General features: G+C 65.1%; 18 protein-coding genes and 1 tRNA gene. 13 read left to right on the forward strand and 6 right to left on the reverse strand.

Translation table 11 applies throughout. The annotated features are described in order from the left end of the window. From odhB to lpdA, 4 genes are all read left to right on the forward strand, one after another. On the forward strand, positions 1–1,542 hold the full coding sequence (gene odhB / locus C5F46_RS10515) for a 2-oxoglutarate dehydrogenase complex dihydrolipoyllysine-residue succinyltransferase (protein WP_107325308.1): 1,542 nt from the start codon (positions 1–3) through the stop codon (positions 1,540–1,542). Position 1,543: 1 nt separating this feature from the next. Continuing rightward, a complete protein-coding gene (locus C5F46_RS10520) occupies positions 1,544–1,837 on the forward strand; it encodes a hypothetical protein (RefSeq protein ID WP_107325309.1) in 294 nt (97 codons plus the stop codon). Then, the gene (locus C5F46_RS10525) at positions 1,834–2,229 is read left to right on the forward strand and encodes an MAPEG family protein (protein WP_107325310.1); all 396 of its coding nucleotides are present in this window, start codon (positions 1,834–1,836) and stop codon (positions 2,227–2,229) included. Before C5F46_RS10520 ends, C5F46_RS10525 begins: the two co-directional genes overlap by 4 nt. Positions 2,230–2,318: 89 nt before the next feature. Next, positions 2,319–3,710, forward strand: coding sequence for a dihydrolipoyl dehydrogenase (gene lpdA, locus C5F46_RS10530; RefSeq protein ID WP_107325311.1), 1,392 nt, complete (start codon positions 2,319–2,321; stop codon positions 3,708–3,710). 33 nt (positions 3,711–3,743) lie between these two features. Here the strand turns inward: lpdA and C5F46_RS10535 are convergent, their stop codons facing one another. Next, positions 3,744–4,394 carry a GntR family transcriptional regulator gene (locus C5F46_RS10535; RefSeq protein WP_107325312.1) on the reverse strand — a complete coding sequence of 217 codons (651 nt, stop codon included), beginning with the start codon at positions 4,392–4,394 and terminating at the stop codon, positions 3,744–3,746. Positions 4,395–4,425: 31 nt separating this feature from the next. Beyond that, positions 4,426–5,118, reverse strand: coding sequence for a M48 family metallopeptidase (locus C5F46_RS10540; RefSeq protein ID WP_107325313.1), 693 nt, complete (start codon positions 5,116–5,118; stop codon positions 4,426–4,428). Between the two features lie 118 nt (positions 5,119–5,236). Here C5F46_RS10540 and C5F46_RS10545 point away from each other — a divergent pair, with 118 nt between their 5' ends. From C5F46_RS10545 to C5F46_RS10585, 9 genes are all read left to right on the forward strand, one after another. Next, positions 5,237–5,566 (forward strand): TIGR02300 family protein, encoded by a 330-nt coding sequence (locus C5F46_RS10545; RefSeq protein ID WP_107325314.1) that lies wholly within the window; start codon positions 5,237–5,239, stop codon positions 5,564–5,566. Between the two features lie 210 nt (positions 5,567–5,776). Continuing rightward, positions 5,777–5,852: transfer RNA gene (locus C5F46_RS10550), tRNA-Ala, on the forward strand. Between the two features lie 226 nt (positions 5,853–6,078). Then, positions 6,079–6,714 (forward strand): trimeric intracellular cation channel family protein, encoded by a 636-nt coding sequence (locus C5F46_RS10555; protein WP_107325315.1) that lies wholly within the window; start codon positions 6,079–6,081, stop codon positions 6,712–6,714. A gap of 266 nt (positions 6,715–6,980) precedes the next feature. Continuing rightward, positions 6,981–8,588: an ABC transporter substrate-binding protein gene (locus tag C5F46_RS10560; RefSeq protein ID WP_107325316.1), complete on the forward strand. Its 1,608-nt coding sequence runs from the start codon at positions 6,981–6,983 to the stop codon at positions 8,586–8,588. A gap of 60 nt (positions 8,589–8,648) precedes the next feature. Next, entirely contained in the window at positions 8,649–9,656 is a 1,008-nt protein-coding gene (locus C5F46_RS10565) for an ABC transporter permease subunit (protein WP_107325317.1), read from the forward strand. Positions 9,657–9,665: 9 nt separating this feature from the next. Next, on the forward strand, positions 9,666–10,562 hold the full coding sequence (locus C5F46_RS10570; protein WP_107325318.1) for an ABC transporter permease subunit: 897 nt from the start codon (positions 9,666–9,668) through the stop codon (positions 10,560–10,562). Between the two features lies 1 nt (position 10,563). Next, the gene (locus tag C5F46_RS10575; protein ID WP_107325319.1) at positions 10,564–11,406 is read left to right on the forward strand and encodes an ABC transporter ATP-binding protein; all 843 of its coding nucleotides are present in this window, start codon (positions 10,564–10,566) and stop codon (positions 11,404–11,406) included. Beyond that, on the forward strand, positions 11,403–12,239 hold the full coding sequence (locus C5F46_RS10580; RefSeq protein WP_107325320.1) for an ABC transporter ATP-binding protein: 837 nt from the start codon (positions 11,403–11,405) through the stop codon (positions 12,237–12,239). Before C5F46_RS10575 ends, C5F46_RS10580 begins: the two co-directional genes overlap by 4 nt. 57 nt (positions 12,240–12,296) lie before the next feature. Then, positions 12,297–13,385, forward strand: coding sequence for a M24 family metallopeptidase (locus C5F46_RS10585; protein WP_107325321.1), 1,089 nt, complete (start codon positions 12,297–12,299; stop codon positions 13,383–13,385). Between the two features lie 18 nt (positions 13,386–13,403). Here C5F46_RS10585 and C5F46_RS10590 read toward each other — a convergent pair whose 3' ends face one another. The 4 genes from C5F46_RS10590 to C5F46_RS16895 all read right to left on the reverse strand — a co-directional run. Continuing rightward, on the reverse strand, positions 13,404–14,612 hold the full coding sequence (locus tag C5F46_RS10590) for an ABC transporter permease (protein WP_107325322.1): 1,209 nt from the start codon (positions 14,610–14,612) through the stop codon (positions 13,404–13,406). Continuing rightward, positions 14,612–15,340, reverse strand: a complete 729-nt coding sequence (locus tag C5F46_RS10595) for an ABC transporter ATP-binding protein (protein ID WP_107325323.1) — start codon at positions 15,338–15,340, stop codon at positions 14,612–14,614. The genes C5F46_RS10590 and C5F46_RS10595 overlap by 1 nt, the downstream gene beginning before the upstream one ends. Before the next feature lies 1 nt (position 15,341). Next, on the reverse strand, positions 15,342–16,586 hold the full coding sequence (locus C5F46_RS10600; protein WP_107325327.1) for an efflux RND transporter periplasmic adaptor subunit: 1,245 nt from the start codon (positions 16,584–16,586) through the stop codon (positions 15,342–15,344). A gap of 57 nt (positions 16,587–16,643) precedes the next feature. Then, the coding region (locus C5F46_RS16895) for a hypothetical protein (protein ID WP_210202999.1) at positions 16,644–16,838 on the reverse strand (195 nt) is incomplete at its 5' end.

Consider the following 16,838-nt stretch of genomic DNA (forward strand, 5'->3'; position numbering starts at 1 on the left):
ATGGCAACCGAAATCCGCGTGCCCACCCTGGGCGAAAGCGTGTCAGAGGCGACGGTGGCCACCTGGTTCAAGAAACCGGGCGATGCCGTGGCCGTTGATGAAATGCTGTGCGAGCTGGAGACCGACAAGGTGACGGTCGAGGTTCCCTCGCCCGCTGCCGGTCGGCTGACCGAGATCGTGGCGGCCGAGGGCACCACCGTCGGCGTCGGCGCGCTGCTGGCCCAGATTTCAGAGGTCGGCACCGCCGAGCCTGCGACCCCAACCCAAAAGACCGGCGCCAAGGCTGCGCCAGAAGCCAACGAGGGCAAGATGACCGATGTGATGGTTCCCAGCTTGGGCGAAAGCGTGACCGAGGCCACGGTGGCCATGTGGTTCAAGCGCGTAGGCGACACCGTCGCGCTGGATGAGATGCTGTGCGAGTTGGAAACCGACAAGGTCTCGATCGAGGTGCCCTCGCCGGTGGCGGGCGTTCTGACCGAGATTCTGGTGCCCGAGGGCACCACGATAGACGCCAGCGCCCGGCTTGCCGTGATCGCCGAAGGCGCCAGCGCGGCCACCGCCAAACCGGCCGCAGCAGCAGCCCCCCCCGCGGCCCCCGCGGCTGCGGGCAAAGATGTGGAGGATGCCCCTGCCGCGAAAAAGGCGATGGCCGAAGTCGGGCTTTCGCGCGATCAGGTCACCGGCACCGGCCGCGATGGCCGCGTGATGAAGGACGATGTGGCCCGCGCGGTCGCCGCCGCCCCTGCCCCTGCCGCCGCCTCTGCCGCCGCCCCGGTGGCGACAATCGCTGTTGCCACCCCGCCCGCCACCGCGCCGCGCGCCCCTGTTCCGGCGGAAGATGCCGCCCGCGAGGAACGGGTCAAGATGACCCGCCTGCGCGCCACCATCGCCCGCCGCCTGAAAGACGCGCAGAACACTGCCGCGATGCTGACCACCTATAATGAGGTGGACATGTCGGGCATCATGGAGCTGCGCAATACCTACAAGGACCAGTTCGAAAAGAAGCACGGCGTGAAGATGGGCTTCATGTCGTTCTTTGTGACGGCCTGCTGCCATGCCCTGCGCGAGGTGCCCGAGGTCAACGCCGAAATCGACGGTCAGGACATCGTCTACAAGAACTACGTCCACATGGGCGTGGCGGTGGGCACGCCCACGGGCCTTGTGGTGCCGGTGGTGCGCGATGCCGACCAGATGGCCTTTGCGCAGATCGAAAAGAAGATCGCCGAACTGGGCGTCCGCGCCCGCGATGGCAAGCTGTCGATGGCCGAGATGCAGGGCGGCAGCTTCACAATCTCGAACGGCGGCGTCTATGGCTCGCTGATGTCCTCGCCGATCCTGAACCCGCCGCAGTCGGGCATTCTGGGGATGCACAAGATCCAGGACCGCCCCGTCGTGGTCAACGGCCAGATCGTGATCCGTCCGATGATGTATCTGGCGCTGAGCTACGATCACCGCGTCGTTGACGGCAAGGGCGCCGTCACCTTCCTCGTGCGGGTAAAGGACGCGCTCGAAGACCCGCGCCGCCTGCTGATGGATCTGTGACATGTCGATCCTCCAGATCATCCTGATCGGCACGGCGATCATCGCCTTCGCGCTCTGGCAATCGGTGCGCGGGGGCAAACGCTTCGTGCGCGCCCATGTCTTCCTTGAAGAGCTGAACAAGGGCGCCTCTGCCGAGGCCGCCAATGAGGCTGCGGCGCGGGTCTTTGCCCGCGGCGCCGACAAGATCGCCGACGCCAATGCCGCCATCCGCGCACAAGCCTATGCCAAGGCGAATACCAAGGGCAAACAGGCCCCGGTGATCGAACAGGCCCGTGGAAAAGGGTTCACCCTATGACCCCCGAACTGATCGCCCTCGCCCTGGCCGGACTGTTGCAGGTGGCCCAGTTGATGATCCTGTCGATCCCGGCCAACATGGAACTGTCCAGCCGCTGGACCGCGGGCACCCGCGACACGCCGCCCCCGAACGAACTGTCTACCTTCACCGCCCGGCTGAAACGCGCCTTCGAGAATCACTTCGAAGGGCTGATCCTGTTCACAATTGCCGTGGTCGTGGTCACGTTGGGCGGGCAATCCACGCTGTTCACCGCGCTTTGTGCCTTTACCTATCTGGGCGCGCGCATCCTCTATGTGCCCGCCTATGCCTATGGCTGGACGCCCTGGCGCTCGGTGATCTGGACGGTGGGCTTCTTTGCCACCGTGGCGATGCTGATCGCCGCGCTGATCTGACCCGGACCGCGCCCGCAACTGGGTGCACATATGCTCCGGGGGGCCGTGGTGAAAACGCCCCGGCTCCCCGCCACCTACAGGAGGCCGCTATGGCAAATTTTGATGTGATCGTGATCGGCGCCGGTCCCGGCGGCTATGTCTGCGCCATCCGCGCCGCGCAACTGGGCCTGAGCGTCGCCGTGGTCGAGGGCCGCGAGACGCTGGGCGGCACCTGCCTCAACGTGGGCTGTATCCCCTCCAAGGCGCTGCTGCACGCCACCCACAGCCTGCACGAGGCGCAGGAAAACTTTGCCAAGATGGGCCTGACCGGCGCCGCCCCCAAGGTCGATTGGGCCAGGATGCAGGACTACAAGGCCGAGGTGATCGGGCAGAATACAAAGGGCATCGAATTTCTGTTCAAGAAGAACAAAGTCACCTGGCTGAAGGGCTGGGCCACGATCCCCGCCGCCGGTCAGGTCAAGGTCGGCGACGATCTGCACGAGGCGAAACACATCGTCATCGCCACCGGGTCCGAACCCGCCGCCCTGCCCGGCATCACGGTCGATGAAAAGAACGTCGTCACCTCCACCGGCGCGCTCAGCCTGCCCAAGGTGCCCAAGTCGATGGTGGTTATCGGCGCCGGTGTGATCGGGCTTGAGATGGGCTCGGTCTATGCCCGGCTCGGGGCCGAGGTGACGGTGATCGAATATCTCGACACGATCACGCCGGGCATGGATGCCGAAGTGGCGCGCTCGCTGCAAAAGATCCTCGCCCGGCAGGGCCTGAAATTCATCTTGGGCGCCGCCGTGCAGCGCGTAGACCCGGCAGGCAAGGCGAAATCGCGCGTGGCCTACACGCTGCGCAAGGACGACAGCGAAGCCGCGATCGAGGCCGAGGTGGTGCTGGTCGCCACCGGGCGCAAGCCCTATCTGGCCGGTCTGGGGCTGGAGGCGCTGGGGGTAGAGATGACGCCGCGCGGGCAGGTGAAAACCGATGCGCATTTTGCCACCAACATCCGCGGTCTTTACGCCATCGGCGACGCCATCACCGGCCCGATGCTGGCGCACAAGGCCGAGGATGAGGGCATGGCACTGGCCGAGATCATGGCGGGCAAGGCGGGCCATGTGAACTATGGCGTGATCCCCGGCGTGATCTACACCACGCCCGAGGTGGCCTCGGTCGGCAAGACCGAGGAACAGCTGAAAGAGGAAGGCCGCGCCTACAAGGCGGGCAAGTTTTCGTTCATGGGCAACGGGCGGGCAAAGGCGGTGTTTCAGGGCGAGGGCTTTGTAAAAATCCTCGCCTGCAAGGAAACCGACCGCATTCTGGGCGCCCATATCATCGGCCCCGCCGCGGGCGATCTGATCCACGAGGTTTGCGTGGCAATGGAATTCGGTGCCTCGGCGCAGGATCTGGCGCTGACCTGCCACGCCCACCCGACCTATTCCGAAGCGGTGCGCGAAGCGGCACTTGCCTGCGGCGACGGCGCAATTCACGCCTGATGCGACAGGCCGCGCCCCCCGCGGGGTGCGGCCTTAGCCCACCAGATGGCGCAGGCCCTGCGTCACGTCCGACCGGATGGCAAGCCGCAGCCCCGGCTCGTCCCCCGCCTTCAGCGCCGCCAGAATCAGCCGGTGATGGCGTGGCGGCTCGGTTCGCGGCACGCGGTTATACAGCGCGCGCGTGGTCGGCCCCAGTTGCAGCCAGACCGTTTCAATGATCGCCAACATGGCAGGCGCCTGCGCGCGCAGATACAGCGTCCGGTGAAATTCCAGATTGCTGCGGATGTAGCCCACCGCATCCTGCTTGGCCACCGCCTCGGCATTGACGGCGTTGATGGCAGTCAACCGCTCGATCAGCGCCATATGGGCACGCGGCAGCGCCCGGCTGGCCAGTTCCGGCTCGATCAGTGCGCGCAGCGCCGCCAGTTCCTCGATCCGCTCGCTTGACAGTTCCGGCGTCGCCACCCGGCCCGAGGAGGACAGCATCAAGGCCCCCTCGGCCACCAGCCGCCGCAGCGCCTCGCGGGCGGGGGTCATCGACACGCCATGCGCCTTGGCCAGCCCCCGCAGGGTCAGCGGCTGACCGGGCAGCAACTCGCCCGTCAGGATCTGCTGGCGCAGGGTCCGATACAGCCGCTCATGCGCGGCGGTGGTCACATCAGAAGGGCGGGGTTTCAGCGACATGGGCCGAAGGGATCACAGCGGGCGCGGGGCGTCAATCACGCAACCGGATCGCATGCAGCCCGGCACCATGCGCGCGCAGCCAGGCGCGTTGCGGGGCGTGGCCGGGCAACAGCCGCTCCACCACCGCCCAAAAGGCGGGGGAATGGTTCATCTCGGCCAGATGCGCCACCTCATGGGCGGCCACATAGTCCAGCACCGCGGGCGGCGCCATCACCAGCCGCCAGGAATACATCAGGCTGCCATCTGCCGCACACGACCCCCAGCGCGAGCGGGTGTCGCGCAGCGTGAGCCGCCGGTAGGGCCGCCCGAGTGCTGCGGCAAACCGGTCTGACGCGGCCACAAGACGCGCCCGCGCCGCCTGTTTCAGAAACGCCTCGACCCGCGGCCCCAGCGTCGCCGGATCGGGTGGCAGGATCAGCGCCCCCCCCTCCAGCCGGGGTCCACGCACGGCGCCGGGCGTCAGCGTGACCTCGCGCCCCTCGAACGGCAGCGCGGCACCAAAGGCCAGCGGCTGCACCGGGGCCAGCCGCGCCAGCGCGGCCACCAGCCAGTCGGTCTTGTCACGGGCAAAGGCCAGCGCCTCGGCCTCGCGGGCGAATTGCGGCAGGGTCAGCGTCACCCGCCCATCCAGCCGCGACACCCGCAGTGAAAACCGCCGCGCCCGCGCTGACCGTTTCAGGGTAATTTCCACCGGCGGCGGGCCGGGCAGCAGGACGCGGCTCATATTCGTTCCTTCCCTGCCGTCCAGTCGGCAAAACGGCCCGCAAAAGGCTTTGACACCCCGCACCCATTGTGGCAGTTGGCTGCGACTCTCTCGACAAGAGTGATGCAAGGAGTTTTCCATGCCCAAAGAGGAATGGGGCGTCAAGCGCCTGTGCCCGCATTGCGCGAGCCGGTTTTACGACCTGACCAAAGACCCGATGACCTGCCCGGTCTGCAACAACACCTTCACCGCCGACAGCCTGTCGGCCGGTCGCGGTCGCACGATGATCGCTGACAAGGCCAGCGTGCGGGAACGCGAAGTGGATGTGGACGATCTGGCAGATGAAGAAGATCTCGACGCCGACACCGGCGATGTCGATCTGGACGACGATCTTCTGGAAGACGATGAAGATGACACCGTCTCGCTCGATGACATCGCCGATGTCAGCGGACCCGACGAAGAGACCTGAGCGCCACCCGACCCGGCGCAGGCATGGCCCAAAGGGCGCGGACAGGTTCCGCGCCCTTTTGCTATGGCATTGGGCCGGGCGCAGGCCTGCGGCGACGGGCGCGCGCCGAGGGTGCCCACGAATCGCCGAGCGGACTTAAAATTCCTCTTGCACCCCACCGCCCAACTGCCTATAGACCCCGCACCGGACGTAAACGCCCAAAACTCCGGTGGGGTCATAGCTCAGTTGGGAGAGCGCTTGAATGGCATTCAAGAGGTCGGCGGTTCGATCCCGCCTGGCTCCACCAAAAAATTTAAAAGCTTAGAAAAAAGAAAGCTCCGCCTTGCGCCGAGCTCTTTCTTGTTGGCTAATGCTTTAGGTAACATCTCGGCTGACCACCCCGACAAGCGCAACTGATGGCGCCGTGCGGCCTGCCCAAAGGCGCGGATCGCGGCGGAACAGATCAACGTCCTTGGCGCCGCTCCGGCAAGAATGATAGCCCGAACGGGGGGCGAAACGCCGGAGGTGGGGCCATGAACGCGGTGGATGTTTTCGATTATGCCGGCGTTGCGCTGTTTGCGGCGACAGGCGCCCTTGCGGCCTCGCGCAAGCAGCTCGACATCATCGGCTTTCTGTTTCTGGCTGCGGTGACCGGCACCGGGGGCGGCACGGTGCGCGATCTGGTTTTGGGCGTTCCGGTGTTCTGGGTGGAGCAGCCGGTTTACATCGTTGTCTGCACCGTCACCGCAATTTTCCTGTATTTCACCGCGCATCTGGCAGAATCGCGCTACCGCTGGCTGCTGTGGCTCGATGCGGCAGGGCTGGCGGCTTATGGCGTGTTCGGCGCCTACAAGGGGTTGGCGGTGTCGGGTTCGCCGATCATCGCCGTGGTGATGGGGATGATGACCGGAACGCTGGGCGGCATCTTGCGCGATGTGCTGGCCAATGAGCCTTCGGTCCTGATCCGGCGCGAAATTTATGTGACCGCAGCGCTGACGGGGGCGGCTGTTTTCGTCGCCGCCGAAGCCGCAGGAACCGGCCTTGCCGTTGCTGCCAGTCTGGGGTTTGCTGCAGCCTTCGTGCTGCGCGGCTGTGCGATTGCCTTCGAATGGGCCTTGCCAAACTACCGGTCACGGCAGGGCCGCAACCCCGACGACCTTAGGCGGTGATACGCGCGACCTGACGCTCCGGGCTGAAGCTGATCGGAAGGTCAAAATTTCCGCCACGTCATCAGCCCCGCAGGGCGACCGAGTTGCAGCCCGCAACCATCTGACAAGGTTGAATTTCAGGCCATCTGAGCAGTCCGGCTCAGCCTTGTTTCCAGCGCGCCGCACCGGGCCATCTGTTTCGCGCCGCTTGCGCTTTGGGTGCCTTGCGGTAGTTTCGTTGGATCGGCACGGCGGGCAAAGCCGTCGGCCATCTTACGACAAGGAGCATGAAAGTGACGTTCAAATCGACGCTTCTCGCCACCTCGGCGCTGGTCATGATGCTGGCCGGTGCGGCCCAGGCGAAAACCCTGGTCTACTGCTCGGAAGGCTCGCCCGAGGGCTTCGACCCCGCGCCCTACACCTCGGGCACCACCTTCGACGCAACCTCGCGCCCGGTGTTCAACCGTCTGGTGGAGTTTGAGAAGGGCACCACCAACATCATCCCCGGCCTTGCCGAAAGCTGGGAAGTGTCGGCCGACGGGCTGGAATACACCTTCAAGCTGCGCCCCGGCGTCAAGTTCCACACGACCGAATTCTTTGCGCCCACGCGCGACATGAACGCCGATGACGTGATCTTTTCGTTCATGCGCCAGGGCGATGCCAACCACCCGTGGAACCAGTATGTGGCCGGTGTCAGCTACGAATACTACAACTCGATGGAGATGAGCACGCTGATCAAGGAGATCGTCAAGGTTGACGACCTGACCGTGAAATTCGTGCTGACCCGCCCCGAGGCCCCCTTCATGGCCAATCTGGGGATGGATTTCGCCTCGATCGTCTCCAAGGAATATGCCGACAAGCTGGAAGCCGAGGGCCGCAAGGAAGACCTGAACAACCTGCCGGTCGGCACCGGGCCGTTCAAGTTCGTGGCCTATCAGAAAGACGCCGTCATCCGCTACGCCGCCAACGACGACTATTGGGGCGAACGTCCCAAGATCGACACGCTGGTGTTTGCCATCACCACCGATCCGGCGGTGCGCGTGCAAAAACTGAAGGCCGGCGAATGCCATGTGATGCCCTATCCGGCACCCGCCGATATCGAGGGGCTGAAGGCCGACGCAAACATCACCGTGATGGAACAAGCCGGGCTGAACGTGGCCTATCTGGCCTATAACGCGACCATGGCGCCCTTCGACAACCCCAAGGTCCGCAAGGCGCTGAACATGGCAATCAACAAGCAGGCCATCATCGACGCGGTCTATCAGGGCTCGGGCCAGTTGGCCAAGAACCCGATCCCGCCGACGATGTGGAGCTATAATGACGCCGTGGTGGATGACGCCTACGATCCGGCCGCAGCCAAGGCGATGCTGGACGAGGCCGGCGTGAAAGACCTGTCGATGAAGGTCTGGGCGATGCCGGTGCAGCGGCCCTACATGCCCAACGCCCGCCGCACCGCCGAACTGATCCAGGAGGATTTCTCCAAGATCGGCGTCAATGTGGAAATCGTGTCCTATGAATGGGGCGAATACCTCAAGAAATCGACCGAGATGAACCGCGACGGCGCGGTGATCCTGGGCTGGACGGGCGACAACGGCGACCCCGACAACTTCATGGGGGTGCTGCTGTCCTGCGCCGCGGCGGGCGAAGGTGGCGCGAACCGTGCGCATTGGTGCAACGAGGAATTCTCGGCGCTGCTGACGCAGGCCAAGGCCACCTCGGACCAGGCCGAGCGGACCAAGCTCTATGAACAGGCGCAGGTGATCTTCAAGGATCAGGCGCCCTGGGCAACGCTGGGCCACTCGACCGTGTTCATGCCGATGTCGACCAAAGTGCAGGGCTATGTCATGAGCCCGCTTGGGTCGCACCAGTTCGACAACGTGGATATCGTCGAATAATCCCTTAAACTTCTGGCCGGGCGCGCGGGGCACCCCCTGCGCGCCCGCGTGGTTTTCCCCATGATCAAATTCCTTCTCGGCAAGCTGGCCTGGCTGATCCCCACCTTCCTGGGCATCACCATCGTGGCCTTTGGCTTTGTTCGCGTGCTGCCCGGCGATCCTGTCCTGCTGATGGCAGGCGAGCGCGGCATCACGCCCGAACGCTATGAGCAACTGATGGCCCAGTTCGGCTTTGACCGGCCGATCTGGCAGCAATATCTGGAATTCATCGGCCGCCTGTTCCAGGGCGACTTTGGCAATTCCCTCGTCACCAAGAAACCGGTGCTGACCGAATTTCTGACCCTGTTCCCGGCGACGGTCGAACTGGGTCTATGCGCAATCGTCATTGCCACGCTGATCGGCATTCCGGTGGGGGTGCTGGCCGCCATCAAGCGCGGCTCGTGGTTCGATCAGGCCACGATGACCACGGCGCTGGTGGGCTATTCGATGCCGATCTTCTGGTGGGGCCTGCTGCTGATCATCCTGTTTTCCGGCATCCTGCAATGGACGCCGGTGTCAGGCCGCATCTCGCTGCTGTATTACTTCCCCAATGCCACCGGCTTCATGCTGTTCGACAGCCTGATGTCGGGCGAGAAAGGGGCCTTCCGCTCGGCGGTGTCGCATCTGATCCTGCCCTCGGTGGTGCTGGCCACGATCCCGCTGGCGGTGATCGCGCGACAGACGCGCAGCGCCATGCTGGAGGTTCTGGGCGAGGATTATGTGCGCACCGCCCGCGCCAAGGGGCTGTCGCGCGCCCGCGTCGTGGGCATCCATGCACTGCGCAACGCCATGATCCCGGTGATCACCACGATCGGGCTTCAGGTTGGCGTGCTGCTGGCGGGCGCGATCCTGACCGAGACGATCTTTTCATGGCCGGGCATCGGCAAATGGATGGTCGATTCCATTTCGCGCCGTGATTACCCGGTGGTGCAGGGCGGGTTGCTGCTGATCGCGGGCATCGTGATGATCGTGAACCTGCTCGTGGACCTGATGTATGGGTTCATCAACCCCCGCATCCGGCATAGCTGAGGGCTGCCCATGACCAGCATTTCCACCACAGAACCCGGAAGCCGCCGCCAGGTGCTGGCCGAATTCTGGTTCTACTTCCGTGAAAACCGCGGTGCCGTGATCGGGCTTTGGGTCTTTGCGGTCCTTGTTCTGGTGGCCCTTCTGGCGCCGCTGATCGCGCCGCATGGCCCCACCACACAATATCGCGATGCGCTGCTGATGCCGCCGGTCTGGCAAGAGGGCGGCAGTTCCAGCTACCTTCTGGGCACCGATGCAATCGGGCGCGACATCCTTTCACGACTGATCTACGGCGCGCGCTATTCGCTGTTCATCGGGCTGATCGTGGTCACCATCGCCCTGGTGGGCGGCATTGTGATCGGCCTTGTCGCCGGGTTCTTCGGGGGCTGGGTCGATACCGTCATCATGCGGGTGATGGATGTGATCCTTGCCTTCCCCTCGCTGCTGCTGGCGCTGGTGCTGGTGGCCATTCTGGGCCCCGGCCTGACCAATGCGATGATCGCCATTGCGATCGTGTTGCAGCCGCATTTCGCGCGCCTGACCCGCGCCGCCGTGCTGGGCGAAAAGAACCGCGAATATGTGATGGCTGCGCGGGTGGCAGGGGCGGGCAAGCTGCGGCTGATGTTTCGCACGATCCTGCCCAATTGCCTGGCCCCCCTGATCGTGCAGGGCACGCTGTCGTTTTCGACCGCAATCCTTGATGCGGCGGCGCTGGGCTTTCTGGGGATGGGCGCGCAGCCACCCACGCCGGAATGGGGCACGATGCTGGCCGAGGCGCGCGAATTCATCCTGCGCGCGTGGTGGGTCGTCACCTTCCCCGGCCTTGCGATTCTGATCACCGTCTTGTCGATCAACCTGATGGGCGACGGGCTGCGCGATGCGCTCGACCCCAAGATGAAGAGGAGCTGAGATGGCACCGCTTCTTGAAATCCGCAACCTGACCGTCAGCTTTGACACAGCCGCCGGGCCGTTCAAGGCGGTTGACGGCATCGACCTGACGGTGGCCCCGCGCGAGGTCTTGGCGATCGTGGGCGAATCCGGCTCGGGCAAGTCGGTGTCGATGCTGGCGGTGATGGGGCTTTTGCCCGACACCGCCACCGTCACCGCCGATGTGATGCGCTTTGACGGGCACGACCTGCTGGCGATGACAGACCGCGAGCGCCGCCAGATCATCGGTCGGCAGATCACAATGATCTTTCAGGAACCGATGGCAAGCCTGAACCCCTGTTTCACCGTGGGCTACCAGATCGAAGAGGTGCTGCGGCTGAACCTTGGCATGAGCCGCAAGGCCGCGCGGGCGCGGGCGGTGGAGCTGTTCACCGACGTGGGCATCCCCGACCCGGCCGAACGGCTGAAAAGCTATCCCCACCAGATGTCGGGTGGCCAGTGCCAGCGCGTGATGATCGCCATTGCGCTGGCCTGCAACCCCAAGCTGCTGATCGCGGACGAACCCACAACCGCGCTGGATGTGACGATCCAGAAGCAGATCCTGGATCTGCTGGTGCGATTGCAGGTCGAACACGGCATGGGGCTGATCATGATCACCCACGACATGGGTGTGGTGGCCGAAACTGCCGACCGTGTGGTGGTGCAATACAAGGGCCGCAAGATGGAAGAAGCCGACGTGCTGACCCTGTTCGAGTCGCCCAGGCACCCCTATACCCGCGCGCTTCTGTCGGCCCTGCCCGAACATGCCACGGGTGAGCGGCTGCCCACTGTGTCGGACTTCATGGCGGCGGAGGGCACGGCATGACCGAGATCGTGATCGAGGGCCGCGCCATCACGCGCGACTATCACATGGGTGGCGGCCTGTTTGGCAAGGCGCGCACGGTTCACGCCGTGCGTGGCGTCGATTTTGCGGTGGAACGCGGCAAGACGCTGGCGATCGTCGGGGAATCGGGCTGCGGCAAGTCTACGCTGGCGCGCATCATCACGCTGATCGACCCGGCAACCTCGGGGCAGTTGCTGATCGAGGGCAAGCCGGTCGATATCGCCCGGCAAAAGATGACCAAGGCGCTGCGATCCACCGTGCAGATCGTGTTTCAGAACCCCTATGGCTCGCTCAATCCGCGCCAGAAGGTGGGCGACGTGCTGATGGAGCCGCTTTTGCTGAACACCGACGCCTCCGCATCCGAGCGACGCGACCGGGCCATGGCGATGCTGACCAAGGTCGGGCTGCTGCCCGAACACTTCAACCGCTATCCGCACATGTTTTCCGGCGGGCAGCGCCAGCGCATCGCGATTGCGCGCGCGCTGATGCTGAACCCCAAGCTGCTGGTGCTGGATGAACCCGTCTCGGCGCTGGACCTGTCGGTTCAGGCACAGGTGCTGAACCTGCTGGCCGACCTGCAGGACGAGTTCGACCTGACCTATGTCTTCATCAGCCATGACCTGTCGGTGGTCCGCTACATCGCCGACGATGTGATGGTGATGTTCAAGGGCGAGGTGGTCGAACGTGGCAGCCGCGATGCAGTATTTTCGGCGCCCCAGCACCCCTACACGCGCACCCTGTTTGCCGCGACGCCGGTGACAGACGTTGCTGCAATCCGCGCGCGGCTGGCGCGCAAGGCCGCGCAGCCTGCCTGAGACCTGTTGTGTGTCGGCCCTGCCGGGCCGGCTCACGGCGCCAGAACCGAGGACAGAATGACCCAAGACCGTCTCGCCCGCCTGCGCGCGCGCATGGCCGAAACCGGCACCGATCTGGTGGCGGTGGGGCCGACCTCCAACATGCTGTGGCTGGCGGGGTTGTCGCCGCATGGCGATGAACGCCCGGTGATGCAGCTTGTCAGCGCCGACCGGGCAGGGTTTCTGATGCCTGCGCTCAATGCAGATGCGGTGCGCAAGGGCACTGATCTGCCGTTCTGGACCTGGACCGACGAGGTCGGCCCGCAGGGCGCGCTGGCCTCGATGCTGGCAGATTTCGGCCTGGGGCCGGGCGCCCGCGTGGCGCTGGATGAAACCATGCGCGCCGATTTTGCGCTGCTGCTTCTGGATGCCATTCCCGGCGCGCGCCGGGCTTTTCTGGGTGATACCATAGGCTGGCTGCGCGCCCGCAAGGGCCCCGAGGAATATGCGGTGCTGAAGGAAAACGCGGTGCTGAACGATGCCGCGATGATCGCGGCCTTTGACGCGCTGCGCCCCGGCATCACCGAAACCGAACTGGCCGAGGTAATCCACGCCCATTACCGGGCGCATGGCGCACGGGCTGAATTTTCCAGCGTCTGCTTTGGCGCGAACGGCGCCTTTCCGCACCACCACAGCGGCGAAACGCGGCTGACGCCGGGCATGGCGGTGCTGGTCGATATCGGCAGCCGGATGAAGGGCTATCCATCCGACATGACGCGGGTAGGTCACTTTGGCACGGCGCCCGAAGGGTTTGCCGACATTCACGCCATCGTCGATGCCGCAGTGCAGGCCGCCATTGCCGCCGCCCGCCCCGGCGCACGGGCCCGCGATGTGGATGCTGCAGCCCGCGGCGTGATCGCAGCCGCAGGCTTTGGGGCCAACTTCCTGCACCGCACCGGGCACGGGCTGGGCATCGACATCCACGAAAGCCCCTATATCACCGCCACCGCCGAAACCGTGCTGGAGGAGGGGATGGTCTTTTCCATCGAACCGGGCATCTACCTGCCGGGCCGGTTTGGCCTGCGGCTGGAAGAGGTGGTAATCCTGCGGGCGGACAGGGCCGAGGTTCTGTCAGACCTGCCGCGCGCGGCCATTGCGCGGGGGTAGGACGGGGCCGCCGGTGCACTACTGATACCGCAGCGCCTCGATCGGGTCGAGCCGGGCGGCGCGGCGAGCGGGGAAATAGCCGAAGACCACCCCCACCAGCGCCGAAAAGGCAAAGGCCAGCAAGATCACCAGCGGATCGGGGATGAAGGGAATCGCCATCACCCGCGCCCCCACCACAGCCAGCCCCAGCCCAAGCGCAATGCCGATCACGCCGCCGATCAACGACAGCACAACCGCCTCGACCAGAAACTGTGTCAGCACCTGCCGCGCCTCGGCCCCCACCGCCAGCCGGATACCGATTTCGCGGGTGCGTTCGGTGACCGATACCAGCATGATGTTCATGATGCCAATGCCACCTACCAGCAGGCTGACGGCGGCAACCGATGACAACAGACCAGCCAGCACGTTGCTGATGCCAGTCAACATGGACGATATCTGCTTCATGTCGGTGACCGAGAAATTGTCTTCCTGATCCGCGCCGATGCGGCGGCGTTCGCGCATCAGCGCCTCGATCTCGCGGATGCCGCGCTCGCTCGAAACGCCGCCTGCCAGCGCAATCGAGATGCTGGCCACATCGCTGTTGCCGACAACCCTGCGATGCAGCGCGCGGATCGGGATCATTACGATATCATCCTGATCAGACCCAAAGCTGGAGGCGCCCTTGGCCTCCAGCAGGCCGATGACCTGACATGACACGTTGCGCAGCCGGATCTGTTCGCCCGTCGGGTCGGTGTTTCCAAACAGCGTCTGACGCACGGTTTCACCCAGAATGCACACGGCGCTGCCGCCCCTTTCCTCAGCCTCGGTAAAGCTGCGGCCGCGCACGAACGGCCAGACGCTGACCGCGAAATACTGCGAATCGGTGCCGGTCACAGTCGTGGTGGCATTGGCGTTACCATAAACCGCCGTCAGGCTTGACGAGGCCGTGGGCGCAACCGCTGCCGCCACCGGCAAGCCGCGCAGCGCATCCACATCACGCAGTGTGAAGGCAGGCGATACGTCGCGGGTGGCCGAAGGGCCCATCATCCGCTTGCCCGGACGCAGCACCAGCACATTGGTGCCAAGACTTTCCACATCGGCCCTGACCTGCGCCGAAGACCCCTGCCCCACTGTCACCATGGCGATCACCGCCGCAACCCCGATCACCACCCCCAGAACGGTCAGGAACGACCGAAGCACGTTGCGCCGGATCGCACGCAGAGCCAGTCGGACAGCTTCCCACAGCATCAGCGCGCCCTTTCCGTTTGCATCTTGTCCTGAGCCACATGACCATCGACAAAGGTCACCAGGCGGCTGGCATGGGCGGCCATGTCTTCCTCATGCGTGACCATGACAATGGTGATGCCGTCGTCACGGTTCAGGCGGGTCAGCACCTCCATGATCTCTTGCGAGCGGTGGGTATCCAGGTTGCCAGTCGGCTCGTCGGCCAACAGAACCATCGGCGCGCCCACCAGCGCGCGGGCAATCGCCACACGCTGCTGCTGGCCGCCCGACAGTTGCGACGGGTCGTGGTGTTCGCGCCCCTCCAGCCCCACCTTGGCCAGCGCCGCGCGCGCCCGCGCCTCGCGTTCCAGCCGCGGAACGCCCTTGTAGATCAGCGGAAGTTCCACGTTTTCCAGCGCCGAGGTGCGGGCCAGCAGGTTGAAGCCCTGAAAGACAAAGCCCAGATAATGCCGCCGCAGCAGCGCGCGCTGATCCTGCGTCAGATCGGCAATCTCGACCCCGTTGAACAGATAATGCCCCGCGCTTGGCCGGTCGAGGCATCCGATGATGTTCATCGCGGTCGATTTGCCCGACCCCGACGGCCCCATGATCGCCACGAACTCGCCGCGGCGGATGATCAGATCGACCTGATCCAGCGCGCGCACCAAAGCCTCGCCCGTGCCATAGTGGCGGCAAATGCCGCGCAATTCGATCAGCGGCGGGCCGGGATCAGAGGCAAGCGGGGCGGTCATCTTATTCGGCCCCGGACTGGTCGGTGATGACCAGATCGCCCGCGGCCAGATCGCCCGCAAGGATGATAGTGTTGCGCCCGTCGCTGTCGCCGGTTTCCACCGTGATCTCGGCGGCCACGCCATCACGCAGCACCCAAAGGCTGCGCGCCGCCGCAGCCTGACCGGCGCTGGCCCCCGGACGGGCCGGCATGATCAGCCCCAGCAGACCACTGCCACCGCCGTTGCGCTGCACCACCTGTGGCGGCGCAAAGCGCAGCGCGGCATTGGGCACCTGCAACGCATCCTCTGCCTGCGCCACGATGATCGAGGCAGTTGCCGTCATCCCCGGCCGCAGCGCCAGATCGGCGTTGTCCACGCTCAATTCCGCCTTGTAGGTCACAACGCCATCGGTGGTTTCGGGCGCATAGCGCACCGCGGTCAGCACCGCAGGAAACACCCGCCCGCTATGCGCCTCGACGGTGAAGGAGGCGGTGTTGCCCACCTGCACACGGCCAATGTCGGCCTCGTCGATATCAACCAGCAGTTCCATCTGCGCCAGATCCTCGGCCAGAACAAACAGCACCGGCGCCGAGAGCGACGACGCCACGATCTGCCCCGCGTCGGCCTCCCGGTCCAGCACCACCCCAAGAATGGGCGACCGTATCGTGGCCTTGGCCAGATCGGCCTCCTGCATCTCCAGATTGGCGGCGGCCAAGGTGGCATCGGCGCGCGCCACATCCAGCGCGGCGCGCGCCCGGTCATGGACGGCCCGCGCGGCGATGAAGCTTTGATGCGAAGAAACGCCGCGCTGATCCAGTGCCTGCGCGGTCTCAAAATTTGCCTCGGCCTCGCGCAGCGACGCTTCGGCCTGTGCCACCCGCGCGGTCGCCGCCGTTAACGACGCGCGGGCATTGGCAAGCTGCGCCCGTAGTTTCGTGTCATCCAGCCGCGCCAGCACCTGCCCGACTGCGACGGTGTCGTTGTAGTCAACCTCGACGGCGGAAATCGTGCCCGACAGTTCCGACGAGATATCGACCTGCGTCGTCGGCTGCACGGTGCCGGTGGCGGTGACGACCACGGTCATCGGGCCACGGGCGACGACCTCGGTGACATAGCGGACCTTGCTCTCGCCCGTCTGCGCTGACCAGAGCGCCCAGCCCGCAAGCGCCAGCGCGACCAGCCCCAGCACCCACCCCCACCACGGCAACCGACGCCGCCCCCGCCCCGCGGCGAGTGTCCGTGAAATCTCGTCTGCGCTGCCCGCCATCATGTTCCCCTGTTTGCCCCACAGTGACAGCAAGTGCCGGCCGCCGTGCGATCTTGTTCAACGCGCGGCCCCGCTGGTTCCGTCGCACAAAACTGCCACCCGGCGCGAGCAAAAACCCGAAATCCAGCCGCACAGCAGATCACAAGCCAGAGACCGGCGCGAGCCAGAGTGCCAAGAGGATTGGAAAAGATGGTGCAGGTAGAGAGAGAAAGTTTGAATTCTCTCTTCTTCATTCTTGTCGAACACGGCCAC

The sequence above is a fragment of the Phaeovulum veldkampii DSM 11550 genome (assembly GCF_003034995.1).
Classification (GTDB): domain Bacteria; phylum Pseudomonadota; class Alphaproteobacteria; order Rhodobacterales; family Rhodobacteraceae; genus Phaeovulum; species Phaeovulum veldkampii.